This is a genomic window from Nocardia sp. NPDC004123 (assembly GCF_053603795.1).
Window position 1 is genome coordinate 101,592 of the sequence record NZ_JBSGGG010000026.1, and the last position, 23,589, is coordinate 125,180.

Annotated in this window: 26 protein-coding genes and 1 pseudogene; 16 read left to right on the forward strand and 11 right to left on the reverse strand. The window is 69.0% G+C overall.

Annotation, left to right across the window (positions count from 1 at the left end):
* Positions 1 to 9: 9 nt before the first annotated feature.
* The 3 genes from ACWEQQ_RS33250 to ACWEQQ_RS33260 form a co-directional block, all read right to left on the reverse strand.
* Positions 10 to 1,041 (reverse strand): medium chain dehydrogenase/reductase family protein, encoded by a 1,032-nt coding sequence (locus ACWEQQ_RS33250; protein ID WP_452351014.1) that lies wholly within the window; start codon positions 1,039 to 1,041, stop codon positions 10 to 12.
* An 81-nt stretch (positions 1,042 to 1,122) separates the two neighbouring features.
* Positions 1,123 to 1,686: a TetR/AcrR family transcriptional regulator gene (locus ACWEQQ_RS33255; protein WP_452351015.1), complete on the reverse strand. Its 564-nt coding sequence runs from the start codon at positions 1,684 to 1,686 to the stop codon at positions 1,123 to 1,125.
* Positions 1,687 to 1,733: 47 nt separating this feature from the next.
* On the reverse strand, positions 1,734 to 2,429 hold the full coding sequence (locus ACWEQQ_RS33260; protein WP_452351016.1) for an NADPH-dependent F420 reductase: 696 nt from the start codon (positions 2,427 to 2,429) through the stop codon (positions 1,734 to 1,736).
* A gap of 88 nt (positions 2,430 to 2,517) precedes the next feature.
* Here ACWEQQ_RS33260 and ACWEQQ_RS33265 point away from each other — a divergent pair, with 88 nt between their 5' ends.
* The 3 genes from ACWEQQ_RS33265 to ACWEQQ_RS33275 all read left to right on the forward strand — a co-directional run bounded on the left by ACWEQQ_RS33265 (position 2,518) and on the right by ACWEQQ_RS33275 (position 5,006).
* A complete protein-coding gene (locus tag ACWEQQ_RS33265; protein ID WP_452351017.1) occupies positions 2,518 to 2,904 on the forward strand; it encodes a winged helix-turn-helix transcriptional regulator in 387 nt (128 codons plus the stop codon).
* A 165-nt stretch (positions 2,905 to 3,069) separates the two neighbouring features.
* A complete protein-coding gene (locus ACWEQQ_RS33270; protein ID WP_379389222.1) occupies positions 3,070 to 4,320 on the forward strand; it encodes a sensor histidine kinase in 1,251 nt (416 codons plus the stop codon).
* Positions 4,317 to 5,006: a response regulator transcription factor gene (locus ACWEQQ_RS33275; protein ID WP_154790977.1), complete on the forward strand. Its 690-nt coding sequence runs from the start codon at positions 4,317 to 4,319 to the stop codon at positions 5,004 to 5,006. The genes ACWEQQ_RS33270 and ACWEQQ_RS33275 overlap by 4 nt, the downstream gene beginning before the upstream one ends.
* A gap of 105 nt (positions 5,007 to 5,111) precedes the next feature.
* On the opposite strand, the gene ACWEQQ_RS33280 is transcribed toward ACWEQQ_RS33275, so the two are convergent.
* From ACWEQQ_RS33280 to ACWEQQ_RS33310, 7 genes are all read right to left on the reverse strand, one after another.
* Complete coding sequence (locus ACWEQQ_RS33280) at positions 5,112 to 5,468, reverse strand: hypothetical protein (protein ID WP_452351018.1); 357 nt, start codon at positions 5,466 to 5,468, stop codon at positions 5,112 to 5,114.
* A gap of 256 nt (positions 5,469 to 5,724) precedes the next feature.
* Positions 5,725 to 6,213: a hypothetical protein gene (locus ACWEQQ_RS33285; protein ID WP_452341983.1), complete on the reverse strand. Its 489-nt coding sequence runs from the start codon at positions 6,211 to 6,213 to the stop codon at positions 5,725 to 5,727.
* Between the two features lie 22 nt (positions 6,214 to 6,235).
* Entirely contained in the window at positions 6,236 to 6,691 is a 456-nt protein-coding gene (locus ACWEQQ_RS33290; RefSeq protein WP_452341982.1) for an Ig-like domain-containing protein, read from the reverse strand.
* 177 nt (positions 6,692 to 6,868) lie between these two features.
* Positions 6,869 to 7,414 carry a hypothetical protein gene (locus ACWEQQ_RS33295; protein WP_452341981.1) on the reverse strand — a complete coding sequence of 182 codons (546 nt, stop codon included), beginning with the start codon at positions 7,412 to 7,414 and terminating at the stop codon, positions 6,869 to 6,871.
* A gap of 55 nt (positions 7,415 to 7,469) precedes the next feature.
* Entirely contained in the window at positions 7,470 to 8,087 is a 618-nt protein-coding gene (locus tag ACWEQQ_RS33300; RefSeq protein ID WP_452351019.1) for a hypothetical protein, read from the reverse strand.
* 34 nt (positions 8,088 to 8,121) lie between these two features.
* Positions 8,122 to 8,943, reverse strand: coding sequence for a hypothetical protein (locus ACWEQQ_RS33305; RefSeq protein ID WP_452351020.1), 822 nt, complete (start codon positions 8,941 to 8,943; stop codon positions 8,122 to 8,124).
* A 107-nt stretch (positions 8,944 to 9,050) separates the two neighbouring features.
* Positions 9,051 to 9,971: a hypothetical protein gene (locus ACWEQQ_RS33310; protein WP_452351021.1), complete on the reverse strand. Its 921-nt coding sequence runs from the start codon at positions 9,969 to 9,971 to the stop codon at positions 9,051 to 9,053.
* 65 nt (positions 9,972 to 10,036) lie between these two features.
* On the opposite strand from ACWEQQ_RS33310, the gene ACWEQQ_RS33315 reads away from it, so the two are divergent.
* The 9 genes from ACWEQQ_RS33315 (at position 10,037) to ACWEQQ_RS33355 (ending at position 18,617) form a co-directional block, all read left to right on the forward strand.
* Positions 10,037 to 11,029 (forward strand): Ppx/GppA phosphatase family protein, encoded by a 993-nt coding sequence (locus tag ACWEQQ_RS33315; RefSeq protein ID WP_379389230.1) that lies wholly within the window; start codon positions 10,037 to 10,039, stop codon positions 11,027 to 11,029.
* Positions 11,026 to 12,750 (forward strand): hypothetical protein, encoded by a 1,725-nt coding sequence (locus tag ACWEQQ_RS33320; protein WP_452351022.1) that lies wholly within the window; start codon positions 11,026 to 11,028, stop codon positions 12,748 to 12,750. Before ACWEQQ_RS33315 ends, ACWEQQ_RS33320 begins: the two co-directional genes overlap by 4 nt.
* A 22-nt stretch (positions 12,751 to 12,772) precedes the next feature.
* Positions 12,773 to 13,693, forward strand: coding sequence for a sugar phosphate isomerase/epimerase family protein (locus ACWEQQ_RS33325; protein WP_452351044.1), 921 nt, complete (start codon positions 12,773 to 12,775; stop codon positions 13,691 to 13,693).
* Between the two features lie 99 nt (positions 13,694 to 13,792).
* Complete coding sequence (locus tag ACWEQQ_RS33330; RefSeq protein WP_452351023.1) at positions 13,793 to 14,689, forward strand: thioesterase family protein; 897 nt, start codon at positions 13,793 to 13,795, stop codon at positions 14,687 to 14,689.
* Positions 14,690 to 14,774: 85 nt separating this feature from the next.
* The gene (gene proC / locus ACWEQQ_RS33335; RefSeq protein ID WP_452351024.1) at positions 14,775 to 15,593 is read left to right on the forward strand and encodes a pyrroline-5-carboxylate reductase; all 819 of its coding nucleotides are present in this window, start codon (positions 14,775 to 14,777) and stop codon (positions 15,591 to 15,593) included.
* A 212-nt stretch (positions 15,594 to 15,805) separates the two neighbouring features.
* Positions 15,806 to 16,048: a helix-turn-helix domain-containing protein gene (locus tag ACWEQQ_RS33340; RefSeq protein ID WP_045437601.1), complete on the forward strand. Its 243-nt coding sequence runs from the start codon at positions 15,806 to 15,808 to the stop codon at positions 16,046 to 16,048.
* Between the two features lie 192 nt (positions 16,049 to 16,240).
* Positions 16,241 to 16,342 carry a 30S ribosomal protein bS22 gene (locus ACWEQQ_RS33345; RefSeq protein ID WP_003402602.1) on the forward strand — a complete coding sequence of 34 codons (102 nt, stop codon included), beginning with the start codon at positions 16,241 to 16,243 and terminating at the stop codon, positions 16,340 to 16,342.
* A gap of 227 nt (positions 16,343 to 16,569) precedes the next feature.
* Positions 16,570 to 17,601 carry an NAD-dependent epimerase/dehydratase family protein gene (locus ACWEQQ_RS33350; RefSeq protein ID WP_379389269.1) on the forward strand — a complete coding sequence of 344 codons (1,032 nt, stop codon included), beginning with the start codon at positions 16,570 to 16,572 and terminating at the stop codon, positions 17,599 to 17,601.
* The gene (locus ACWEQQ_RS33355; protein ID WP_379389234.1) at positions 17,598 to 18,617 is read left to right on the forward strand and encodes a lysophospholipid acyltransferase family protein; all 1,020 of its coding nucleotides are present in this window, start codon (positions 17,598 to 17,600) and stop codon (positions 18,615 to 18,617) included. The genes ACWEQQ_RS33350 and ACWEQQ_RS33355 overlap by 4 nt, the downstream gene beginning before the upstream one ends.
* Positions 18,618 to 18,699: 82 nt before the next feature.
* On the opposite strand, the gene ACWEQQ_RS33360 is transcribed toward ACWEQQ_RS33355, so the two are convergent.
* Positions 18,700 to 19,650: an HAD family hydrolase gene (locus ACWEQQ_RS33360; RefSeq protein ID WP_452351045.1), complete on the reverse strand. Its 951-nt coding sequence runs from the start codon at positions 19,648 to 19,650 to the stop codon at positions 18,700 to 18,702.
* A 183-nt stretch (positions 19,651 to 19,833) separates the two neighbouring features.
* On the opposite strand from ACWEQQ_RS33360, the gene ACWEQQ_RS33365 reads away from it, so the two are divergent.
* The 4 genes and pseudogenes from ACWEQQ_RS33365 to hemC form a co-directional block, all read left to right on the forward strand.
* Positions 19,834 to 20,094: a glutaredoxin family protein gene (locus ACWEQQ_RS33365; protein ID WP_364620173.1), complete on the forward strand. Its 261-nt coding sequence runs from the start codon at positions 19,834 to 19,836 to the stop codon at positions 20,092 to 20,094.
* A 323-nt stretch (positions 20,095 to 20,417) separates the two neighbouring features.
* Positions 20,418 to 21,182: a redox-sensing transcriptional repressor Rex gene (locus tag ACWEQQ_RS33370; protein ID WP_452341975.1), complete on the forward strand. Its 765-nt coding sequence runs from the start codon at positions 20,418 to 20,420 to the stop codon at positions 21,180 to 21,182.
* A complete protein-coding gene (locus ACWEQQ_RS33375) occupies positions 21,179 to 22,567 on the forward strand; it encodes a glutamyl-tRNA reductase (protein WP_452351025.1) in 1,389 nt (462 codons plus the stop codon). The genes ACWEQQ_RS33370 and ACWEQQ_RS33375 overlap by 4 nt, the downstream gene beginning before the upstream one ends.
* A pseudogene (hemC, locus tag ACWEQQ_RS33380) lies at positions 22,564 to 23,571 on the forward strand (hydroxymethylbilane synthase); the annotation flags it as partial. The gene ACWEQQ_RS33375 and the pseudogene hemC, both read left to right, overlap by 4 nt.
* Positions 23,572 to 23,589 lie beyond the last annotated feature (18 nt).

Below are 23,589 nucleotides of genomic sequence, written 5' to 3' on the forward strand. Positions count from 1 at the left end.
TGCCGAGGTTCAGGCTTCGCCGACGATGACGACTTTGCCGGTGACGGTGCCGGATTCGGCGAGGGTGAGCGCCCGTGCCGCCTCCCGCAACGGGATTCGGGCCGCGATCTGGGGGTGCAGCACGCCGCGCTCCGCGAGCTCGAGCACCGCGCCGAGGTCCGCGGCGAGCTGGGCCCGGAACCGGGCGAGCCGGCGGCGTCCGGCCCAGATGTTGTAGAAGGACGCATTCCGCCCGTTGGGCAACGCATTCCACCACAGCAGCCGGGCGAACAGCTTCAGCACCGGCAGCCGGGAATCGCCCTCCTCGTCCTTGGTGGCCGCGCTGCCGTAGGAGACGAGAGTGCCGCCGGGCGCCAGCAATGCGAAGGAGTCCACGATGCCGGGACCGCCGACATGATCGAAGACGGCGTCCACCCCGTCCGGCGCGAGCGCCCGCACCTGGGCCGCCACGTCCCCGCGATAGTCCACCGGCAGTGCGCCGAGCGCGGCCACCGCGTCCGCATTGCGGGCCGACGCCGTCCCGATCACCCGGATCCCGGCGGCGCGCGCCAGCTGCACCAGCGTCGAGCCGACGCCCCCGTTCGCCCCGTGCACCAGAATCGTCTGCCCCGCACGGGCCTTCGCCTTCCGGTGCAGCATCTGCCAGGCGGTGATGCCATTGACGACGAAGGTCTCCGCCGCGTCCGCCGCCAGCCCGTCGGGCACCGGCACCAGATCGCCCGCGGGCACCGTGAGATGGCTGCTCCAGCCGCCGATCTTGGTCAGCGCCGCGACCCGGCGGCCGACCAGGGCCGTATCGACCCCAGCGCCCACCGCCAGTACCGCACCGACGATGTCGTAGCCGGGCACGAACGGGAACGCGGGCTGGTCGTAGTACTTGCCGCGCCGCATCTGCTGTTCGGCGAAGGACACGCCCGTCGCCTCCATGCGGACCAGCGCCTCGCCGGTGCCCGGCGGCGGCAATTCGCGGTCGATGACGGTCAAGCCCTCCGGCTCGACGCGTCCCGGCAGCACTACCTCGGTGGCGATGATGTTCGACATCGGTGTGTCCCTCTCAAGTGTGTGATTGGTCAATCACTCTGTGGTTGAAAGAAAACGCCCTCGTCGGAGGGCGTGTGAAGGTCAGTTGAAGTGGCGGATTCCCGCGGTCAGGGTGGCGGCCCAGGCGCCCTCGCCGGCGTCCAGGCCGAGGGTGGTGATCAGGTGGCACAGCTGTCCGTAGGCCATGAAGTGCTGCACCTGCTCACCCGTTGCGCCGGAACGGGTTTCGGCGAAGTCGGTGATGCGCTGGAGGCCGCGGCGCATGGCCGTGGCGATATCGGGCGTATCGGCCGCGGACAGGGCGTGCACCTGCAGCATGAGCAGGCTCTTGTCCGCGATCAATTCGGCGTAGGCCCCGCCCATTTCGTGCAGCACCCGCTCCGGATCGCCGCCCGGTGTCCGGGCGGCTCCGGTGGCCAGCGCCCCCTCGACCCGCTCGAAACACCGGTCCAGCGCGGCGACGAACAGCTCCACCTTGCTGGGGAACAGTTTGAACACGTACGCGGGGGAGATCCCGGCCGTCGCGGCCACGGTGTTGATCGGGGTCCCGTGGAATCCGGTCTTGGCGAACTCGGTGATGGCCGAGTCCAGCACGGCTTCCCGCCGAATGTCCGAAGTCGAGAGTGCGATCCCGCGCCTGTTCATGTGAGTGACCGTACACTCACTCTCTGGTTCACCGCAAGCCCACCGGCCTAATCGGCAGCGGCGAAGGCGGACTCCAAGGGCGGGAACACGGCTCGGGCGTCGTGGCCCGCGAACCAGAGGCCGACGACGAAAGCCGAAGTCGCTTCGAGGTATCGGGCCTGGGCGAGGCCGCCCGCGTGGACCGGATGCAGCTTCAGGTCCGTGGCCAGGGCGGCCACCGTCGCCACGGCGTTCGGGTCGTCGCCGCACAGCGGAACGGTCAGGGGGCGGCCCTCGAACTCGCGGTGCGGGCCCGCCCAGACCTCGGCCGCAAGCAGATTGAACGCCTTCACCACCCGGGCTCCGGGCACAGTGGCCGCGATCCGTTCGGCGACAGCGGGTTCGGAGAGGGTGAACCCTCCGCTGTCGGGCGCGAAGGCATTCGTGCAGTCGATCAGCGTGCGGCCCGCCAGGGCGTGCCGTCCGTCGGTTCCGTCTGCCGCACCCACGCCCGTCGCGTCCTCCGAGTTCGCCACGGCGAGCACCTCGGCGAGGGCGTCGACCGGGACGGCGAGCAGTGTGATGTCGCCGAAGCGAGCGGCGTCGGGGATGGTGGTGGCTCGTGCGCCGTGGCCGATGACAGCGACTGCCTGGTCGGCGCGGGCCGAAGTGCGTGCACCGAGCGCGATTTCGTGTCCGGCCGCGGCCCAGCCGCCGCCGAGAGCGCGAGCCATCTGTCCGGCTCCGATGATTCCGATTCGCATGTGAACTCCTTGGTCTGGCTTGTGAAATCGACGCTAGGGATTCCGATGCGCACTCCCGGGTGCCCAATGGGGGTGGCAGGCTGGATTCATGACGGCCGAGATCATCGAACCGGTGGAATTCGCGGAGTACGGCGGGCACGAATCCGATTGCCCCGCGCGGCTGGCCGTGGACGTGTTCGGCAATTCGTGGCTGACTGTGATCGTTTACACACTTCGCGAGGGCGCGATGCGTCCGGTGGAGTTGCGGCGGGCGATCGGCGGTATCAGTCAGAAGATGCTCACCCAGACGCTGCGGCGCATGGAGCGGATGGGATTGCTGGAACGTCGCCGATACGCGGAAGCCCCACCGCGCGTGGAGTATTCGCTGACTCCGGCGGGCGCGGATCTGCTCATCCCCATCTTCGCGCTGGGGGAGTGGGCGGACCGCCACGGGGACACCGTCCGCACCGCCCTCTACGGCGACGCCGAGGACTGATCCGCGATCGCGAAAGTGGTTGCCGCAAGGGCGCTCAGCGGTCGAGACACGCTGACCGAACATTACGTAAACGCCGGGCTAACGAGGATGGAAGTGCCCATGACCTGCGTGAAACTTCCAGCACCCGGGGTTTGACCCCGCGTCGGCGACCGTACGATTCAAAGTGTGAGCGTTCCACAGGCCGTGCTTTTGGCAGTCCTGGCGGCCGTAGTCGGACTGGCCGTCGGAGGACTGCTCATTCCGTATGTGAACGCTCGCCAGGAGCGCCTGCGCGCCGCCACCGACACCGGGCTGACCATGTCCCAGGTCCTGGACCTGATCGTGCTCGCCTCCGAGTCCGGCATCGCCGTGGTGGACCAGTACCGGGACGTGGTGCTGGTGAACCCGCGCGCCGAGGAGCTGGGCGTCGTCCACGACCGCCTGCTCGACGAGCGCGCCTGGGCCGCGGTGGAACAGGTGCTGGCCGGCGGCCAGGATGTCGATTTCGAACTCACCGCAAAGATCCCCATGCCGGGCCGCGCCCGCCTCGCTGTCCGAGGGGTTGCTCGGCCGCTCTCGCAGGAGAACACGAACTTCGTGGTCCTGTTCGCGGACGACGACTCCGAGCAGGCCCGCATGGAGGCCACCCGCCGCGACTTCGTCGCCAATGTGAGCCATGAGCTCAAGACCCCGGTCGGCGCCATGAGCCTGTTGGCCGAGGCGTTGCTGGAATCCGCCGACGATCCGGACTCGGTGCGGCACTTTGGGGAACGCCTGCACGGCGAGGCCCGCCGCATGGGCAAGATGGTGACCGAGCTCATCGCACTGTCCCGCCTGCAGGGCGCGGAACGGCTGCCGGAACTGGAAGCCGTCGACGTCGACACCGTCGTCACCCAGGCCATCGAGCGCTCCCGCAACGTGGCCGAGGCCGCGGGCATCACCGTCTCCACCGACGCCACCAGCGGCCTCGAGGTGCTCGGCGACCAGACCCTGCTGGTGACCGCCCTGTCCAACCTGGTCGAGAACGCCATCGCCTACTCCCCGCGCGGCTCGCACGTGTCGGTGAGCCGGGCGCTGCGCGGCGGCTACGTCAATATCGCGGTCACCGATCGCGGCATCGGCATCTCCAAGGAGGACCAGGAGCGCGTCTTCGAGCGTTTCTTCCGGGCCGACAAGGCGCGCTCGCGTGCCACCGGCGGTACCGGCCTCGGGCTGGCTATCGTCAAGCATGTGGCCGCCAACCACAACGGTGAGATCACGCTGTGGAGCAAACTGGGCACCGGATCGACGTTCACCCTGCGTATCCCGGCCCACCCTGCCGATTCCAACGGGCAGGTCGACAAGAGACTTGCCACCGGTGTTCCGGTGGCCAAGAAGGAAAACGGCTCGCGCCCCCTCGGGCGGGCCAGAACCAACGGTGTGGAGGCAACCCGATGACGAGTGTGCTGATCGTCGAGGACGAGGAGTCGCTGGCCGATCCGCTCGCGTTCCTGCTGCGCAAGGAGGGGTTCGAGGTCACCGTGGTGGGCGACGGCCCGGCCGCCCTGGCCGAGTTCGACCGTTCCGGCGCGGACATCGTCCTGCTCGATCTCATGCTCCCCGGCATGAGCGGCACCGACGTGTGCAAGCAACTGCGCGCTCGCGGCAGTGTCCCGGTGATCATGGTGACCGCGCGCGACAGCGAGATCGACAAGGTGGTCGGCCTGGAACTGGGCGCCGACGACTACGTCACCAAGCCCTACTCCTCGCGCGAGCTGATCGCCCGCATCCGGGCCGTGCTGCGCCGCGGCGCCGGCGAGGAGCCCGACAACGGCAGCGAGACCAGCGTGCTGGAGGCCGGCCCGGTGCGCATGGACGTGGACCGCCACACCGTCCAGGTGAACGGCAAGGCGGTGACCCTGCCGCTCAAGGAGTTCGACCTGCTCGAATACCTGCTGCGCAATTCGGGTCGCGTGCTCACCCGCGGACAGCTCATCGACCGCGTCTGGGGCGCCGACTACGTCGGCGACACCAAGACCCTCGACGTGCACGTCAAGCGCCTGCGCTCGAAGATCGAGGCCGACCCGGCCAAGCCGGAACACCTGGTCACCGTGCGCGGCCTGGGCTACAAGCTCGAGGCGTAGCCCGCCCGGACGACAAAGAACCCGCCCGCTTCGCATTCGCGAAGCGGGCGGGTTCGGCTTACTCCCGACCAAGTCCTTCGTGCGGCCCCCGGCGGTCTGCGGTGCTCAGGCGTTGGGGTCGTTCTTCATGGTGTCGACCCACGCGGGGCCGAGGCCCGGCAGGTCCTGCTTGTCCAGAATGATCCAGCCCAGGCCCGGGTTGTCCTGCTGCATGCAGCCGTACCACGGCACGTCGGCGCCATTGCCCTTGCACGCGATGGTGTGGCTGGTGCCGTACGGGCTGACGATGATCTGCTTGCCGGCATCCTTGGCGCCCAGGGCGGCGGGATCGTTGTACGCGACGAAGTCGGCGGTGCGATCGCTGTACGCATTGGGGTCGGCGTTGTCGGCGAACGCCTGCGGCGCGATGGCGAGAACGGCGCCTGCGGCCAGCGCAGTGACGGCGAGAGTTTTCTTGATCATGGCCAGGATGTCTAACACGCTCCGGTGAATTCGCAATAGCGGAACGATGTCGCGCATACTTCGGGCTATTCACATCCCGAGGTCATCGGACCGGAGGGGATGCGAAATATACTTCTGCGCAGCCTGATTCGTTTGTCGCCCGGCCGCACCGGTTGTTCACCTCCCGGACACCCGCGATCGCGTCACATAACGACGCGGGCCGGGCTCGGGACGTTCGCGCCCGCCGCGATGTGACGGCGGGCACGAAACCGGTGCGCTACGAGCCGGCGCTGCCGGTCAGCCCGCCGAGCAGGCCGCCCAGCGCCGAACCCGCGCTGCCGGTCCCGCCGGTGCCGCCACCGCCACCGGTGCCACCGCCACCGCCCGGCTGGGACGGATCGGTCACGTTCACGACGATGGTCTTGGTGTTGCCGCCCTGCGAGGCGGTGATCATGTGCTGGCCCGCGGTGGTGGGCTTCCAGTCGATGCTGGAGTAGCCGATCGGCCACGGCACCTTGCCGGCCGGGGTGAGGCTGGTGCCGTTGTCCGACCAGTAGACGAGCAGGCCGATGCCTGCGCCGCTGAGGTTGGCGGTGAGGGTGTAGCCGGTGTTGATGGTGTACGGGGCGCTGCCGGAGATGGCGACCGAGTCGACCGTGGCGGCGGCCTGCGGCGCGGCCAGTACGGCGACGGCGGCGGTGGTCGCGAGACCCGCGACGCCCGCGCCGATCCGGCGGGCTGATTTCGATGCACGAATGGTGCTCATGCGGAAAGTCCTGTCTCGCTTGCTAGTTCGGCGTGGTGCCACTGCTGCCGCTGCCGAGCGGGCCGGCGGGCCCGAAGCCGCTGCCGGTGCTGCTGGAGCCCGAGCCGAGCGGTGCGTCGGCCACCTGCACGACGATCGACTGGCTGTTGGGGCCCTGGGACGCGGTGATGATGTGCTGTCCGCTGGTAGTGGGCCGCCAGCTGATCGAGGCGTGTCCGGGCGGGGACGGGATCTTGGGCGGGCCGATCTCGTTGCCGTTGTCGCTGAAGTACACGAGCAGGCCGATCGACGCGCCGCTGAGGGTGGCCGAGATGGTGTACGCCTTGTCGACCACCGGGTTCGTCTGGTCGATGCTGACCGTGTCGACCGCGGCGAGGGACGCGGGGGCCGCGACCACGGCCGCGGCGGCGAGGGCGGCGAAGCCGGTGATCCCCACGCCGGCTCGGCGCGCGCTGATTCTCGGTGGTGTGTTGCGCATGTGTTGCTCTCCTGTGCTGCCCCACGGGGAGGTGTGCGGGCTTCCGCACCCTAAGGGAGCGGATGTGTGAAGCGTGGCTATTTCGAAAAAATAATCAAGCAAGCGTCCGCTTGGTACTGGTGGGCGTGACGGGCCCCACCGGAAAACCCGTCACGCCGTACCCGAATCGGGTGGTTGCTAGCTGCTGCCGAACAGGCCGCGCAGCAGTCCGCCGACCAGGGTGCCCGCGCTGCCGCTCGCGCTGCCCGTGCCATTGCTGCCAGCGCCGCCGCTGCCCGGCGTGGTGGTGGTCGGGGTGCTGGTGGGCGGCGTGGTGGTGGTCGTGGTCGGCGGCGTGGTCGTGGTCGTCCCGCCGGAACCGGTGCCGACATTCACGACCAGGGTCTGGGTGCTGTTGCCCTGCGAAGCCGTGATGATGTGCTGACCCGGGGTGGACGGCGACCAGTCCAGGCTGGCCTCACCCGGCGGCCACGGGACCTTGCCGACCGAGGTCAGGCTGGCGCCATTGTCGCTCCAGTAGACGAGCAGACCGACCGACGCGCCCGACAGGGACGCGTGCAGGGTGTAGTCGCCGCCGACGGTGGGCGTGGCGCTGGAAATGGTGATCACGTCGACGGTGGCGCTCGCGGTCGGCGACATGGCCACCGCGACCGCGGCGGCAGCCGCGACCGTGACGCCGGCCAGCCCGGCCCCGATCACGCGGCCCGAAGGTGTGCTGCGCATGGGTACTCCTCTGCTTCTCATGGTGTGCCCCAAGGGAATTGGGGTGGGAATCGGATCAGAGCCCGAAGGGCAGGCCATTGGCGCTGCCGGTGCCGCCGCCGCTGCTGCCGCTGTTGCCCGGCGACGTCGTGGTGGTCGGCGGGACCGTGGTGGTCGTGGGCGGGACCGTGGTGGTCGTGGTGGGCGGCACGGTCGTGGTGGTGGTCGGCGGGACCGTGGTCGTGGTGGTGGGCGGCACGGTCGTGGTGGTGGTCGGCGGGACCGTGGTCGTAGTGGTCGGCGGCACGGTCGTGGTGGTGGTGCCGTCGCCGACGTTCACGATCAGGGTCTGGGTGGTGCTGCCCTGCGAGCAGGTGATGATGTGCTGGCCCGGGGTGCTCGGGGTCCAGTCCAGGCTGGCGTGGCCGGGGGGCCACGGGACCTTGCCGACCGGGGTCAGGCTGCTGCCGTTGTCACTCCAGTAGACGAGCAGGCCGACCGAGGCGCCGGAGAGGTTGGCGCTGAGGGTGTAGCTGGTGCCGACGGTCCAGTTCGATCCCGAGATGGAGACCGAGTCGACGCTGGCGTGCGCGGCCGGGGCCTCGTGCGTGGTCAGGACGGTGACCGCACCGGTCGCGATGGCCAGCCCGGCCAGACCCGCGCCGAGGCCGCGCCCCATGGGGGTGAATCTCATGAAAACTCCTGGATTTCAGGGGAATTGGTCTCGATCAGAGACCGAAGGGCAGCCCGTTGGCGCTGCCGGTGCCACCACCGCCACCGCCGCCTGGGGTAGTCGTGGTGGTCGGGGGAACCGTTGTGGTGGTAGGCGGTTCAGTGGTGGTGGTCGGCGGTGCCGTGGTCGTCGTCGGCGGAACCGTTGTGGTGGTGGGCGGTTCGGTCGTGGTGGTCGGCGGCACGGTGGTGGTGGTCGGGGGAACCGTTGTGGTGGTGGGCGGTTCGGTGGTGGTGGTCGGGGGAACCGTTGTGGTGGTGGGCGGTTCGGTGGTGGTGGTCGGCGGCTCAGTGGTGGTCGTGGGCGGGACCGTGGTGGTCGTGGTCGGTGGCACCGTGGTGGTCGTGGTCGGTGGCACCGTGGTGGTGGTCGGCGGGACCGTGGTGGTGGTCGGCGGGACCGTGGTCGTGGTGGTCGTCGGCGGGACGGTCGTGGTGGTGGTGCCGTCGCCGACGTTCACGATCAGCGTCTGGGTGGTGCTGCCCTGCGAGCAGGTGATGACGTGCTGCCCGGGGGTCTTGGGGGTCCAGTCGAGGCTGGCGTGGCCGGGGGGCCACGGGACCTTGCCGACCGGGCTCAGGCTGCTGCCGTTGTCGCTCCAGTAGACGAGTAGACCGACGGAGGCGCCGGAGAGGTTGGCGCTGAGGGTGTAGCTGGTGCCGACGGTCCAGTTCGATCCCGAGATGGAGACCGAGTCGACCGAGGCGTGGGCGGCGGGGGCTTCGTGTGTGGCCAGAACGGTGACTGCGCCCGTCGCGATGGCCAGCCCGGCCAGACCGATGCCGAGATGGCGGCCGCCCAAGGGGATTTTGCTCACTTTGCGTACTCCTGTGCTGCGACCCCTGTGGGTAGGGGTCCGTCGCACAGTAAGGGAGCGAGAATGTGAAATTGGGTGATTTCAGAAAATTACTGGCTAGTTCTCCGCTATTGTTGCGCGGGCTTCGCCTTCCGGGCCGCCTTCTTCGCGGACGCGGCCTCCCGCTTCGCGGCCTCGGCGGCCTTCTCCTCCGCGATGGCCGTGGCCGGATGCACCGCCACGATGCCCAGGCCCTGACGGCGTTTGCAGTGCTGCGCCAGCTCGTCGTAGGCGGGCTGGCCGATCAGCTCGATCAGCTCGGGCGCGTAAGCCTCCCACACCGGGCGGGTGCCGACGTGCGCATCCGGCGAACCGGTGCAGTACCAGTTCAGGTCCAGGCCGCCGGGCCCCCAGCCGCGCCGGTCGTACTCGGTGATCACGGTGCGCAGGATCTCCACCCCGTCCGGCCGGTCCACCCATTCCTGGGTGCGGCGGATGGGCAGCTGCCAGCACACTTCCGGCTTCACAGTGAGCGGCTCCAGGCCCTTGCGCAGCGCCATGGTGTGCAGCGCGCAGCCGATGCCCTCGGCAAAGCCGGGCCGGTTGAGGAAGATGCAGGCGCCGTCCACCCGCCGGGTGCGCAGGGCGGGCTCGTCGTCGAGATCGTCCTCTTCCAGATACAGCTTCTTGCGGACCCGGCCCTTCTCGTCGACGGCCTTGTCCATCAGCTGCCAGTCCTCGGGCGTGAGCATTTTCACAGCCTGGTGCAGCTTCTTGCCGTCCTCCTCGTCGGAGAGGAACGCGCCGTGTGAGCAGCAGCCGTCGTTCTCCCGGCCGTCGATGATGCCCTGACACGCCGGAGTGCCGAAAACGCAGGTCCAGCGCGAGAGCAGCCAGGTCAGATCGGCCGCGATCAAATGCTCATCATTTGCTGGATCGACGAATTCGATCCACTCCCGCGGGAAGTCGAGTTCAACTTCGGGCGCCGGGTCGATCTTCGCCGCTGGTCGCAGCCCGGTCGGTCCGCTCGCCGATGCACCTGCCGTCACAATGCGGAACGCTAACAGCTCAGTCGCCTGGCCAGAAGTCCTGACTCACCCAGTACCGTGTTCTTGTGCGGCTCGGTGTACTCGATGTGGGAAGCAATACCGTCCACCTGCTCGTGGTGGACGCGCATCGTGGTGGACACCCGATGCCTATGAGTTCGACGAAGTCGGCCCTGCGGCTGTCCGAGAACATGGACGACCAGGGCCGGATCACCTCCGCGGGCGCGGCGCGGCTGACCGCGACGGTAGCCGAATTCGCAAGTATCGCAAAGACTTCCGGCTGCGTGGAGCTGATGGCGTTCGCCACCTCCGCGGTCCGCGAGGCCACCAACTCCGACGAGGTGCTGGCCCGGGTGCGGCGCGAGACCGGAGTCAATCTGAAGGTGCTCACCGGTGTCGATGAGGCTCGGCACACCTTCCTCGCGGTGCGGCGCTGGTACGGCTGGAGCGCCGGGCGGATGCTGAATCTGGATATCGGCGGCGGCTCGCTCGAGATGAGCAACGGCGCGGACGAGGTGCCGGATGTGGCACTCTCGCTGCAACTGGGCGCCGGCCGGCTGACCCGCGACTGGCTGCGCCACGATCCGCCGGGCAAGCGCCGGGTCGCGGTGCTGCGCGACTGGCTCGACGCCGAGCTCGTGCTGCCCAGCAAGCAGCTCCTCGAGGTGGGCCGCCCGGATCTGGCGGTGGGCACCTCCAAGACCTTCCGCTCGCTGGCCCGGCTGACCGGCGCCGCCCCCTCTGTTGCGGGACCCCGGGTGCGGCGTACTCTCACCAGTTCCGGCCTGCGGCAGCTGATTGCGTTCATATCGAGAATGACGGCCGCCGACCGGGCAGAATTGGAAGGCGTAAGTTCTGATCGGTCACAGCAACTGGTGGCCGGTGCGCTGGTCGCGGAGGCGAGTATGCGGGCTCTGTCCCTGGACACGCTCGAAATCTGTCCCTGGGCACTGCGAGAGGGATTGATCTTGCGCAAACTGGATACCGACCTGGATAGCGAACCGATTACCGGCGGCCCCGACAGCGGCCTGTCGGGCCCGATCGAAACGGTGTCTCGATGACCGAGGATTCAAGCCAGCTGTCCGTCGCCGAGCTGCTGGCGCGCAATGGCCAGCAGAGTGGGGCCCCCGCCGGCGGCGGCGGGCGCAGACGTCGAAGTGGCCGTGGCATTTCCGTCGCGGAACTGACCGGTGATATTCCGGTGGTGAGCGCGGGATCGTCCTCACATGCCGCGCCGGACGAGGACGTGGCCGAGCCCGCCCCGAGCGAATCGGATTATTCAAAATCTTCGAGCTTCTCGAATCATCCTGATTATTCGAGCTTTCCGGATTATTCGGACCTGGTAGCCGCCGCATCGGGCAAGCCGGACTATTCGCAGTACGACGCGGTACCCGATCCGGACCCCGCGTATTCGCCGCTCTCCGGGCCGATCTCGTACTACGACCCGCTGGCCCCCGCCCCGCAGCCGCCGTCCCTACCGGAGCCGTCCCAGGACTGGTCCGCCGGTCTGGACTGGCCGCCGACCGAGAACCCGCTACCGGAGGCCCGCCCGAGCGGCGGCCGCCGCCGCAAGCCGGACCCGCTGGACTCCGATGTCGCGCTGGGCCGGTTGCCGGGCATCGAACCTCCCGCCCCGCCCGCCGCGCCGCGCGAGGGCGGTCGCCGGCGCCGCTACGACCCGGACGACGAGAACACCGACGAGGTGCGTCCGTTCCGCGGCGACACCGGCCAGCCCGGCGACGGGGGCGCACGCACCCAGTTCAACCCCGCGGTCCGCCAGCCCTTCGACGACCGGCCGCCGTACGAGGACCAGCCGCCCTTCGGCGACCCGGCCCGCACCCAGTTCCAGCCGGCTGCTCCGGCGTGGTCGCCGGTGCCGGGACCCGAACCGCTCCCGCGCACCCCCGGGCAGGATCGGCCGCCCTTCGAGCCGCCGCAGGCCGCGCCCGCCGCGCCGCCCATGTCGCGCTCGGCGCGCCGGCACGCGGAATCGCAGGTCCAGAATGCCCCCCACGGCCCGGCCGTCGACCGCCGCGGCGGCGTCGACCACGGCGCGGCCAACGGGCTTCCGGAATGGTCCGCGCACCGACGACCCGACGCCGATCCCGTCCGCGACCGCCAGGATCAGGCCGCGGTGCCGACCGCCGCGTGGTCGTCGCTGGCCGACTCCGATCAGCAGCTGCTCTCCGGGGAATCGGTGGCGGGTGATCTGCTCCGCGACGCCCAGCAGCGCAATGATCAACGCGCGGAACGGAATTCGCGAAATGCCGGCAAACGCCCCGGCGGCGGGCGCGGCCGTGCGGTGGCGCCCGAGCCGGAGCCCGACGACCACCTCACCGATTTCTACGAGCCGTTCGACGACTACGACGACTATGACGACGACGAGCCCGAGACCTCGCTGGGCGGACGGCTTTCCGCGCTCACGCAGAAGGCCGGCTCCTTCGCCCGCAAGAGCAAGAGCAGGAGCACCCGCGGGGCCCCGGCCCGCTCCCGTGCCGCGGCCCGCTCCGACGACGATGAGCATCGCCGGCAATGGCTGATGATCGCGAGCCAGAGTGTGGGCGCCGCGGTCGCGGGCATGTTGCTGTTCAAGGGCTTCGAGCGCATGTGGGAAATGCTCCCGTGGGTGGCCCTGGCCCTGGCCATGATCGTGATTCTCGGCCTGGTCGCCCTGGTACGCGTACTGCGCCGCACCGATGACATCTTCAGCACTGTGATTGCCGTCGTCGTAGGCGTCTTCGTGACGCTCGGACCGCTAGCCTTTCTACTCAGTACGAACTGAGCAGGGAGCAGCAGTGGGGAACATCGTGCAAGCGCAGGGGGCGAGCACCGAGGACCGGGCGGGTCGAAAGGAAGTCCGGGTCGGGCTCTCGACCGCATCGGTGTATCCGGAGAACACCGAGGCCGCCTTCCGCTATGCGGCCGAACTCGGATACGACGGCGTGGAACTCATGGTGTGGGCCGAGCCCGCCAGCCAGTCCATTTCGACCGTGCAGCATTTCGCGCACAAATACGACATGCCGGTGCTGGCGGTGCACGCGCCGTGCCTGCTGATCTCGCAACGGGTCTGGGGGTCGGACCCGATCGCGAAACTCACCCGCAGCGTGCACACCGCCGAGGCACTGGGCGCGGCCACCGTGGTGGTGCACCCGCCCTTCCGCTGGCAGCGCCGCTACGCCGACGGCTTCGCGAAACAGGTTGCCGAACTGGAGAATTCGAGCCCGGTGGCGGTGGCCGTGGAGAACATGTTCCCGATGCGCGCCGACACCCTGTTCCGCGGCAGCTCGATCGAGCGGCTGCAGCGCCGCGGCGGCCCCGGCCCCTCGATCACCACCTTCAGCCCCTCCTTCGACCCCACCGACGTCGGCTTCCGGCACTACACCCTCGACACCTCGCACACCGCCACCGCGGGCATGGATCCGCGCGTGCTGGCGGGCCGCATGGGATCCGGCCTCACCCACCTGCACCTGGCCGACGGCCGCGGCGCCGCCACCGACGAGCACCTGATCCCGGGCGAGGGCACCCAGCCGGTGGCCGAACTCTGCGACATGCTGGTGCACAACGGTTTCGACGGCCAGGCCGTCATCGAGGTGAACACCCAGATGGCCCGCACCACCATGGACCGGGCCGCCATGCTCAACCGGGCGCTCACCTTCGCTCGCACCCACCTCAACCCCTTCACCCCCGCCCCCACCCCCGAGCCGACCGTCGCCCACCGCGGCTGAGAGCCTCGGCGAGGGTTGCGTGATTCATCCCACCGCTGGGGCGGAATGATCCGTCCGTCCATTTACGCTGTACAAACCGCGACAGTGGAAGGACAGCGGATGACAACGGAGTTGACCGTCGATCTCGAATCGGCGAGCGAACTGGCGAACGCGCCGTTCAGTCGCGTCTGCGCGCTGACCGAGGTCGAGGCGGAGGCTCCCGGGCTGGGCCGCTACGCGGGCCTGATCGAACCCACCTGGACCATCGGCGACAAACTGCACGGCGGCACCATGGTCGCCGGCAGCGCGGCCGCCGCCACCGAATGGCTGCGCCGCACCGCGCCCGCACAGGCCGCCATGTTCCCCATCTCGGCCAGCACCGACTTCCTCGGTGCACCCGTCCCCGGCGAGGTCGAGTACGAGGTCCGCACCCGCAAGCTGGGCCGCCAGATCGCCCTCATCGACGCCGGCCTGATCCAGGACGGCCGCACCCTGGTGCACACCGCCTTCACCTTCGGCCACCTCGACGACGCCGTCCCGCAGTACGCCGCCGACCACGCCGGCGACATGCCCGCGGAACCGCCCGCCGACGCCCTCGCCTACGACGAGCGCAACCCCATGGGCAAGATCGTCCATGTCGCCCAGGGCTCCTCGGTCGCCATCGACCCGGCCTGGGCCCGCTTCCTCGCCGGCGAGAAATCCGAACCGCGCCTGCGCCTCTGGATCCGCCCCTTCGAGGGCGACGAACAGGACCCCGACGTCGCCGCCTTCTTCGCGCTGATGGCCGCCGACATGAGCCCCCCGGTCCCCATGAACCTCGGCCACTTCGGCTGGGCCCCCACGGTTCAGCTCACCACCTACCTGCGCCGCCGCCCGGCCCCCGGCTGGCTCCGCGTCATCGCCCACAGCCGCGAGGTCGGCAACCGCATGTTCGACGAGGACCAGCTCGTCGTCGACTCGACCGGCGCCATCGTCGCCCAGAGTCGCCAACTAGCCCTCATCCCCCAACCCCGCTGACCCCGCCGGCACGCGTTCCCAACGCCATCGCTCCTCGGCTGTGCGCTGAAGGCCCGGAGAGGCGGGACAGCTAGCCTTGACTTCCATGACGAGGATTGCGGTTATCGGTGGGGGTCGGATCGGGGAGGCGTTGATCGCCGGTCTGCTCGAGTCCGGGCGGGCGAACAAGGATCTGGTCGTGGTGGAGCCGGTGCCGGCCCGGGCCGAAATGCTGGCCGACCGGTTCGGGATTCGCGCCACCGACGACATCGCCGATGCCGCCAAGTCCGCGGACCTCATCGTGATCGCGGTGAAGCCGAACGATGTGGACGCCGTGGTCGCCGAGCTGGGCAAGGCCGAACTGGGCGACGACCACGATCAGGTGCTGGTGTCGCTGGCCGCCGGCGTGCCGACCGCGCGTATGGAGTCCCGGCTGCCCGCCGGCTTCCCGGTCGTGCGGGTCATGTCGAACACCCCGATGCTGGTGGGCCAGGGCATGAGCGCCATCGCGCCCGGCCGCTACGCCCGCAAGGAGCAGCTGGCCCTGGTCGCCGAGATGCTGGAGTCGGTGGGCAAGGTGGTGACGGTCGCCGAGTCGCAGATGGATGCCGTCACCGCGGTGTCGGGTTCGGGCCCGGCGTACTTCTTCCTGATCGTCGAGGCCATGATCGACGCCTCGGTGGGCCTGGGTCTGAGCCGCGATGTGGCCGCCCAGCTGGTGACGCAGACGATGCTCGGTTCGGCGGCCCTGCTCGAGGAGTCGGGGCAGTCTGCTCCGGAATTGCGCGCGGCCGTCACCTCGCCCGCGGGCACCACCGCGGCGGGTCTGCGGGCGCTGGAGCGGGGTGCGGTGCGCTCGGCTTTCCACGATGCATTGGACGCCGCAAAACGCCGTTCCGCCGAACTCGGCGTGATCGCGGACTAACGTTGAAGGTGCGGCGAGTGCGCTCCCCGCATTCCAATACTGCTCGGTTGCTAGTTTGCTGCCGAAGGCCGACTCGCCACAGCAAAGGCTGATTTCTCACACCCGTCGCAGCAATCCCACTGGTCCCGCTAAGCTTCAAGGAGCACGTGCGTGTCTGTTCCGCCGGTGGGGAAGCCGGCGGCGCGGACGTGCCGGAGGTCAGTGGCGCAATGATGTCTGGAAACAGCCAAGCGAGGTCCGGAAACAGCCCAATCAATGCAGGATCCGTCATCGGCGGCGGAACTCAGTTCCTCACCGTCGCCGAGGTCGCGAATCTGATGCGGGTATCCAAAATGACGGTGTACCGGTTGGTGCATTCGGGAGAGCTGCCCGCGGTGCGGGTGGGGCGTTCCTTCCGGGTGCACGCCAAGGCGGTGCACGACTATCTGGAGACGTCCTACTTCGACGCGGGGTAGTACACCCGGATAACCGATCGGCCACCCGTTTCGTTCGCCGGAGAGTGGCCCGGTAGCATGGACCGGCATCCTGTACGTGCCGGTGGTGCCGCCGGGTCCATTCGGCCCGTATCGGGTAGGGACTGTGCAGGGTCAGACAGTGTGCACCCCGCGGAAGCGGGGATGACCCGAGAGAACGCGAGGAACAACCCTATGGGTTCTGTGATCAAGAAGCGCCGCAAGCGCATGTCGAAGAAGAAGCACCGGAAGCTGCTTCGCCGCACGCGTGTTCAGCGGCGCAAACTCGGCAAGTAAGCCGCTGTGTCGTAGCTGGAAGCCCGTCACCTCAGGTGACGGGCTTTCGTTTTTTCACAGGTGATTGAAGTCATCGTTAGATCCTGGTTAATACCCTTCGGATGGTCCCTACTCGCCGGTTACCCTGGGAGCGCGGGAATAACACAGCGGCGATATTCAAGACATGGGGGCTGCGAGTGGGATCCGGAGTGGCAGGGACTCGGGACGGGCAGGCGCCCAGGGTGGTGATGGTGACCGGTGCGAGCCGGTTCTTCGGCGGCAATGTGGTGGCCCGGCTGGCGGCCGACCCGGCGGTCGAACGCATCATCGCCGTGGACGCCAAACAGCCCAGCCGGGAGTTGCTGCGCCGTATGGGCCGCGCCGAATTCGTGCGCGCCGATATTCGTAATCCGTTGATCCGCAAGGTTATCGACGGAAATCAGGTGGATACGGTGGTGCATCCCGCGGCGCTGTCGCGCCCGCCGTCGGGCGGCGGCCGGGCCGCCATGAAGGACATGAACGTCCTCGGCGCCATGCAGTTGTTCGCGGTGTGCCGCAAGGCTTCCAGCGTGCGGCGGGTGGTGGTGCGGTCCTCCTCCGCCGTCTACGGGTGCAGCGCCAAGGACCCGGTGAAATTCACCGAGGAAATGAGCGCGCGCACGCCGCCGCGCGGCTGGTTCGCCCGGGACATGATCGAGGTGGAGGGCTTCGTCCGCGGGCTGGCCCGGCGGCGGCCGGATATCTCGGCGGCCATTCTGCGCTTTCCGCCGATCGTGGGGCCGCAGCTGGCCAAACGCGGTGTGCAGTATTTCCGTTCGCCGATCACCCCGACCATCCTCGGGCGTGATCCGCGCATGCAGCTGCTGCACGAGGAGGACGGCATCGCCGCCCTCGTCCACGGGGCCATGACGGCTCCGGGCGGGACCTTCAATGTGGCCGGTGACGGCGCGATGGCGCTGTCGCAGGCGATCCGCCGGGCCGGGCGGGTCGAATTGCCGGTTCCGTACGCGGTTTTCCGCACCGTCGGGCGGACCGTGATGGGCCCGGTCATGCGGGAGTTCACCGCGGAGCAGATCGACTACTTCCATTTCGGGTGTGGTCTGGACACCACCCGGATGCGCACCGAACTGGGCTTCCAGCCGCGCTGGACCACGGTGCAGGCGTTCGATGACTTCATAGGGGGCGCAGCGTTGCGGCCCGTGATCGATCCCACGTGGATCGACGCCGCAGAAAACAAACTTCTCGGCCTGCTCGGGGCCGGGACGGGAGCACACCAATGAGTGATGTAGCGAAGGTGATTCGACTTCACGACGTGGATTTCGAGACGCGGCACAGCCGGCCGTCCCGGGCGTGGCCGGTGGGGGAACCGGCGCTCACCCCGGTGACCTCGCTGACCGATCGGCTCGCCGAAGCCGAAGCGCGCCAGCCCAAGTCGCTGGGCGACCTGATCCGGGGGACCGTTGCGGACGGGGTCCGCTACACCGCCGACTTCGCGCGCCGCCGCCTGACCGGCGATTATCAGGTCGACGAATTCGGTTTGGACGAGCACCTTCTCGAATCGGTGATCCTCCCGATGCTGCGCCCGCTGTCGGACCTGTGGTTCCGGGTCGAGGTGTCGGGCATCGAGAACATTCCGGAGGTGGGCGGCGCGCTCATCGTGGCCAATCACGCGGGCACGGTGCCGCTGGACGGGCTGATGCTGCAGCTGGCCGTGCACGACCGGCACCCCAAGCAGCGGGCGCTGCGCATCCTGGCCGCCGATCTGATCTTCGAGACGCCGATCGTCGGCGGGCTGGCCCGCAAGGCCGGGCACACCCTGGCCTGCCCGGCGGACGCCGAAAGGCTGTTGCGCGCGGGCGAAGTCGCGGGCGTGTTCCCCGAGGGCTACAAGGGCATCGGCAAGCCGTATTCGGACCGGTACAAGCTGCAGCGTTTCGGCCGTGGCGGTTTCGTGTCGGCGGCGGTGCGCACCGGCGTGCCGATCATTCCGTGCTCCATTGTGGGTTCGGAGGAGATCTATCCGAAACTGGCCGATCTGAAGCCGCTGGCCCGCCTGCTCGGTATCCCGTATTTCCCGGTGACGCCGCTGTTTCCGCATCTGGGTCCGCTCGGTGCCATTCCCTTCCCGTCGAAGTGGTACATCGAATTCGGCGAACCGATTTCGACCGCCGGATACGAACCCGCGGACGCGGATGATCCGATGACGATGTTCGAAGTCACCGATCAGGTCCGCGAAACCATTCAGGGGACGCTGTACAAGAATCTGATCAAACGCCGGAATCCCTTCACCGGCTAGGTTTTTCGCACATATTTGCGACCGGCCCGCTCCGAAATGGAGCGGGCCGGTCGTGTTATGTACTGGCGAAACTGCTCGAGAGCTAGCTCGCTTTGGCTTCCCGCTTACGCGAGAGCACCGCGGCCGCCGCGCCGCCTGCCGCGCCGAGTGCGAGGGCGGTGGGCACACCGACTTTCGCGGCCTTGCGGCCGGTGCGGAAATCGCGGATCTCCCAGCCCCGGTTCTTGGCGACCTCGCGCAGGTCCGCGTCCGGGTTGATGGCCACGGCGGTGCCGACCAGCGAGAGCATGGGCACGTCGTTGTGGCTGTCGCTGTAGGCGGTGCAGCGCTTGAGGTTCAGGCCCTCGCGAATGGCCAGGGTGCGCACCGCGTGCGCCTTGCCCAGCCCGTGCAGGATGTCGCCGACCAGGCGGCCGGTGAACACGCCGTCCTCGCTCTCGGCGACCGTGCCCAGCGCGCCGGTCAGGCCCAGCCGCTTGGCGATGACCTGCGCCAGCTCCACCGGCGTGGCGGTGACCAGCCACACCTGCTGGCCCGCGTCGAGATGCATCTGGGCCAGCGCCCGGGTACCCGGCCAGATCTTGTCGGCGATGATCTCGTCGTAGATCTCCTCGCCGAGCGCGGCGAGTTCGGCGGTCGGGCGGCCGGCGATGAAGGAGAGCGCCTTCTCCTTGCCGGAGGCCATATCCGAGTGGCTCTCCTTGCCGGTGACCCGGAATTTGACCTGCTTCCAGGCCATATCGACCAGGTCGGAGGTCTTGAAGTACTTGCGCGCGGCCAGCCCGCGGGCGAAGTGCACGATGGACGCGCCCTGCACCATGGTGTTGTCGACGTCGAAGAAGGCGGCGGCGGTGAGGTCGCGGGGGACCGCGAGAGGCGGCGTGCCTTCGTCCCGCAGCGCGAGTTCGGCGTCGTGCAGGGCGATGGCGGCGTCGGCGCTGGCCTCGCCGGCCAGGTTGGCGCGGACCTCTTCCTCGCTGGGACCGAACGGACTGCGGGTGATGCGAGTGAACTGATCCTGCAGATCCTGCAGGCCCTGACCCCAGCGCGCCGGGAATTCCCCGAAGCGGCCCGCGATGAAGCCCGTCCCCTGCTCTTTCGAACGTTCCGGCACCAGTACCTCCGCCTGTTAGCGCGAACAAGTCCACAGTAACGCCCGGGGGTGGCCGCAACGTAGACGGTGAACGACATATCGGAGAGTTGTTAGATGGTGGCTATGAGCGATTCGACACATGCTGTGACTCTGTTGACCCGCAGCGGCTGCGGCCTGTGCCACACGGCACTGGAACAATTGCGGCCGATCTGCTCCGAGTTCGGCATCGAGGTCGCGACCGTGGACGTGGACGAGGCCGCCGCCACCGATCCGGGCCTGCGCGCCGAATACGGCGACCGGCTGCCGGTCGTGCTACTGGATGGGCGCGAGCACAGCTATTTCGACGTGGACGAGCCGCGACTACGTGCCGACCTCGCGAAATAAGGCGTAATAGGGGCTTTTCGGGGGTTCGCGACGGCGGGCCTCCTCGGCCTCTTCCCACCGGTGTGTTGCGTAGCGGGTTCGCGCTGATGAGGGTTGAATGAAGCCGGGGCCGGAGCCCGCCGCAAAGTGACTGAATTCACCGACTTTGTGCAGGGCTTCACAAGCGGTTACGGTGGTGGCACGCAACCCGCCTTCTCGGGCAGCGGAAGCGACCCCCTGAACCTGACTCGACCTCGCCTGCAAGGACCGCGACGGTCTCCCGGCGTCGGGTCGACAAAAGAACCCGGACACTCACCCCCGGCCGGACGAGGAGCGCAAGCGACGTGACAGAGCAGCACGAGACGCCGCCGACTGGCGTCTCCAAGGCTCTGCAGAAGGACATCCCGCAGGCCACGGTGGCCCGGCTGGCCACCTATCTCCGCGTGCTCGCCGTACTCGCCGACGACGGTGTAGCCATCGTATCGAGTGAGGAACTGGCTGTCGCGGCGGGTGTCGGTTCGGCGAAGTTGCGCAAGGATCTTTCCTTCCTGGGACCCAATGGTGTTCGCGGCGTGGGCTATGACGTGATCAAGCTGCGCGACCGCATCGAGGATGTGCTCGGCCTGTCCGAGGGGCACCGGGTGGTGCTGGTCGGAGCCGGCCATCTGGGCCGGGCGCTGGTCGGCTACGGCGGTTTCCGCCGCCGCGGGTTCGCCATGGTCGGGCTGTTCGACAACGATCCGGCGGTGATCGGCACGACGGTGTGCGGACTGGTCGTTCGCGATGTCGCCGAATTGACCGATGCCATGGACACTCTGGAGCCCACCATCGCCGTCATCGCGGTGCCGGACGCGGCCGCGCAGGGCGTCTGCGATCTGCTGGTCGAGGCCGGCATGCAGTGCATTCTGAGCTTCTCCGCCCTGGCGCTCGAGGCCCCCGCCACCGTCGAGGTGCGGCGCGTCGATCTCGCGGTGGAGATGCAATTGCTGTCGTTCGAGCGGGCCCGCAGCGCGGAATCGGCCGCAGAGGAAGCGATGAGCGCGGCCGCCGGGAGCCTGATGCCCCGGGTACCGATGACAACCAGCAAGGGAGCGGTGGTCCAGCCATGAGTGTGCTTCTCGTCGGGATCTCGCATCGCAGCGCACCGGTGTCGGTGCTCGAGAAGATCGCCATCACGGAGACCGACCGGCCCAAGCTGACCGACAAGATGCTGGCCTCCAGCCACGTCTCCGAGGCGATGATCGTCTCCACCTGCAACCGCATCGAGGTCTACGCGGTCGTCGACGCCTTCCACCCGGCGCTGGGCGAGATCGGCGAATTGCTCACCAAGCATTCGGGTCTGCCGCTGCCGGAGCTCACCAAGCACGCGTACGTGCGCTACGCGGAGGCCGCGGCGGAGCACCTGTTCGCGGTGGCCTCGGGCCTGGACTCCATGGTGGTCGGCGAGCAGCAGGTGCTGAGCCAGATCCGCGCCGCCTACGCCGCCTCCGACGCGCAGCAGGCCGCCGGGCGCACCCTGCACGAGCTGGCCCAGCACGCGCTGCGGGTGGGCAAGCGGGTGCACTCCGAGACCGGGATCGACCGCGCGGGCGCGTCGGTGGTGTCGGTGGCGCTGGATCGCGCGCGCATGGTGCTGGGTCCGCTGGCGGGCCACACCGCGCTGGTGCTGGGTGCGGGCGCCATGGGCGGGCTCGCGGTGGCGCAGCTGGCGCGCGGCGGGGCGGCGAAGATCCTGGTGGTGAACCGGACGCTGGAAAAGGCGCAGCGCCTGGCCAATACGGCCACCACCATGCACGGCGTGCCGGCCGAGGCCATCGAGATGGACCGGCTGGCCGAGGCGATGGCCGCCGCCGATGTGGTGGTCACCTGTACCGGTGCGGTCGGCACCGTGGTGACGCTGGCGGACGTGCATCGCGCGCTGGCCGCCAAGACCGGCTCGGAGGAGCTGGTCATCTGCGATCTGGGCCTGCCCCGCGATGTGGACCACGCGGTGGCCGGGCTGCCGGGTGTGACCGTCATCGACATGGAGACGCTGCAGCGCGATCCGTCGGCCGGCGCGGCCGCCGACGACACCGCCGCCGCGCGCACCATCGTCGCCGACGAACTCGCGAAATACCTTGCCGGACAGCGCATGGCCGAGGTCACCCCGACCGTGGCCGCGCTGCGCCAGATGGCCGCCGACGTGGTCGAGGCCGAGCTGCTCCGGCTGGATTCCCGACTACCGGGACTCGAATCCACCGAACGCGACGAGGTGGCCCGTACCGTGCGACGGGTGGTCGACAAGCTGCTGCACGCGCCGACGGTGCGGGTCAAACAGCTGGCGTCCACGCCCGGCGGCGACACCTACGCCGAGGCGCTGCGCGAGCTTTTCGAACTGAAACCCGGTGCGGCACAAGCGGTTGCCGCGCCGATGGAGATCTCCGCCCTGCAGGGCGAACTGGCCGACGATTTCACCGCCGCTCACCCGGGCGACGAACAGGGGCACACCGCATGACCGGAGCAATGGTGCACGAGAACGAGACAACCGTCCCCTCCACGGAGCGGATCGTTGGCCGCGGAACCGTCGAGGCGCCCTGGCGCATCGGTACCCGCGGCAGTCTGCTGGCCCTGACCCAGGCCGGGCATGTGCGCGACGCCCTCATCGCCAATGGCCAGCAGGCCGAGCTGGTCATCGTGAAGACCGCCGGTGACCAGAACTCCACCGATCCGGTGCAGAAGATCGGGGTGGGTGTCTTCACCGCCGCGCTGCGCGAGGAATTGGCCGCGGGCACGGTCGACATCGCGGTGCACTCCTACAAGGACCTGCCGACCGCGCAGGATCCGCGCTTCGACATCGCGGCCATCCCGGCCCGCCAGGATCCGCGCGATGCGCTGGTGGCGCGCGACGGTCTGGTGCTCGGTGAGCTGCCCGCGGGCGCGAAGGTCGGCACCTCCGCGCCGCGCCGGTCCGCGCAGTTGAAGGCGCTGGGCCTCGGTATCGAGATCGTGCCGTTGCGCGGCAATCTCGACACCCGCATCTCCAAAGTTACTTCCGGTGAACTGGATGCCGTCGTGGTGGCGCGGGCCGGGCTGGCCCGCATCGACCGCCTCGACGCCGTCACCGAATCGCTCGAACCGGTGCAGATGCTGCCCGCCCCGGCGCAGGGCGCGCTGGCGGTCGAATGCCGCAGCGCCGATACCGAACTCGTGACCATCCTGTCCGCTCTCGACGATCTCGGCACCCGTGCCGCGATCACCGCGGAGCGGGCATTGCTGGCCGAACTGGAGGCCGGCTGTACCGCACCGATCGGTGCGCTGGCCGAGGTCGTCGAATCGCTCGACGACGACGGCCGGGTGGTGGAGGAGTTGTCGCTGCGCGCCTGCGCGGCGGCGATCGACGGCTCGGATGTGATCCGGGCTTCAGTGGTCGGCTCGGTCGCGGATGCCGCGGACCTGGGTCGCGCACTGGCGCGCGAGCTCTTGGAGCTGGGGGCGCGCGACCTGCTCAGCGTCACAGAGGAATCCGCTGAGCTCACC

Coding starts and splice junctions, on each gene's coding strand:
- ACWEQQ_RS33250 (WP_452351014.1), bottom strand. CDS start 1,041: ATGTCGAACATCATCGCCACCGAGGTAGTGCTGCCGGGACGCGTCGAG.
- ACWEQQ_RS33255 (WP_452351015.1), bottom strand. CDS start 1,686: ATGAACAGGCGCGGGATCGCACTCTCGACTTCGGACATTCGGCGGGAA.
- ACWEQQ_RS33260 (WP_452351016.1), bottom strand. CDS start 2,429: ATGCGAATCGGAATCATCGGAGCCGGACAGATGGCTCGCGCTCTCGGC.
- ACWEQQ_RS33265 (WP_452351017.1), top strand. CDS start 2,518: ATGACGGCCGAGATCATCGAACCGGTGGAATTCGCGGAGTACGGCGGG.
- ACWEQQ_RS33275 (WP_154790977.1), top strand. CDS start 4,317: ATGACGAGTGTGCTGATCGTCGAGGACGAGGAGTCGCTGGCCGATCCG.
- ACWEQQ_RS33280 (WP_452351018.1), bottom strand. CDS start 5,468: ATGATCAAGAAAACTCTCGCCGTCACTGCGCTGGCCGCAGGCGCCGTT.
- ACWEQQ_RS33285 (WP_452341983.1), bottom strand. CDS start 6,213: ATGAGCACCATTCGTGCATCGAAATCAGCCCGCCGGATCGGCGCGGGC.
- ACWEQQ_RS33290 (WP_452341982.1), bottom strand. CDS start 6,691: ATGCGCAACACACCACCGAGAATCAGCGCGCGCCGAGCCGGCGTGGGG.
- ACWEQQ_RS33295 (WP_452341981.1), bottom strand. CDS start 7,414: ATGCGCAGCACACCTTCGGGCCGCGTGATCGGGGCCGGGCTGGCCGGC.
- ACWEQQ_RS33300 (WP_452351019.1), bottom strand. CDS start 8,087: ATGAGATTCACCCCCATGGGGCGCGGCCTCGGCGCGGGTCTGGCCGGG.
- ACWEQQ_RS33320 (WP_452351022.1), top strand. CDS start 11,026: ATGACCGAGGATTCAAGCCAGCTGTCCGTCGCCGAGCTGCTGGCGCGC.
- ACWEQQ_RS33330 (WP_452351023.1), top strand. CDS start 13,793: ATGACAACGGAGTTGACCGTCGATCTCGAATCGGCGAGCGAACTGGCG.
- proC (WP_452351024.1), top strand. CDS start 14,775: ATGACGAGGATTGCGGTTATCGGTGGGGGTCGGATCGGGGAGGCGTTG.
- ACWEQQ_RS33340 (WP_045437601.1), top strand. CDS start 15,806: ATGTCTGGAAACAGCCAAGCGAGGTCCGGAAACAGCCCAATCAATGCA.
- ACWEQQ_RS33345 (WP_003402602.1), top strand. CDS start 16,241: ATGGGTTCTGTGATCAAGAAGCGCCGCAAGCGCATGTCGAAGAAGAAG.
- ACWEQQ_RS33350 (WP_379389269.1), top strand. CDS start 16,570: ATGGTGACCGGTGCGAGCCGGTTCTTCGGCGGCAATGTGGTGGCCCGG.
- ACWEQQ_RS33355 (WP_379389234.1), top strand. CDS start 17,598: ATGAGTGATGTAGCGAAGGTGATTCGACTTCACGACGTGGATTTCGAG.
- ACWEQQ_RS33365 (WP_364620173.1), top strand. CDS start 19,834: ATGAGCGATTCGACACATGCTGTGACTCTGTTGACCCGCAGCGGCTGC.
- ACWEQQ_RS33375 (WP_452351025.1), top strand. CDS start 21,179: ATGAGTGTGCTTCTCGTCGGGATCTCGCATCGCAGCGCACCGGTGTCG.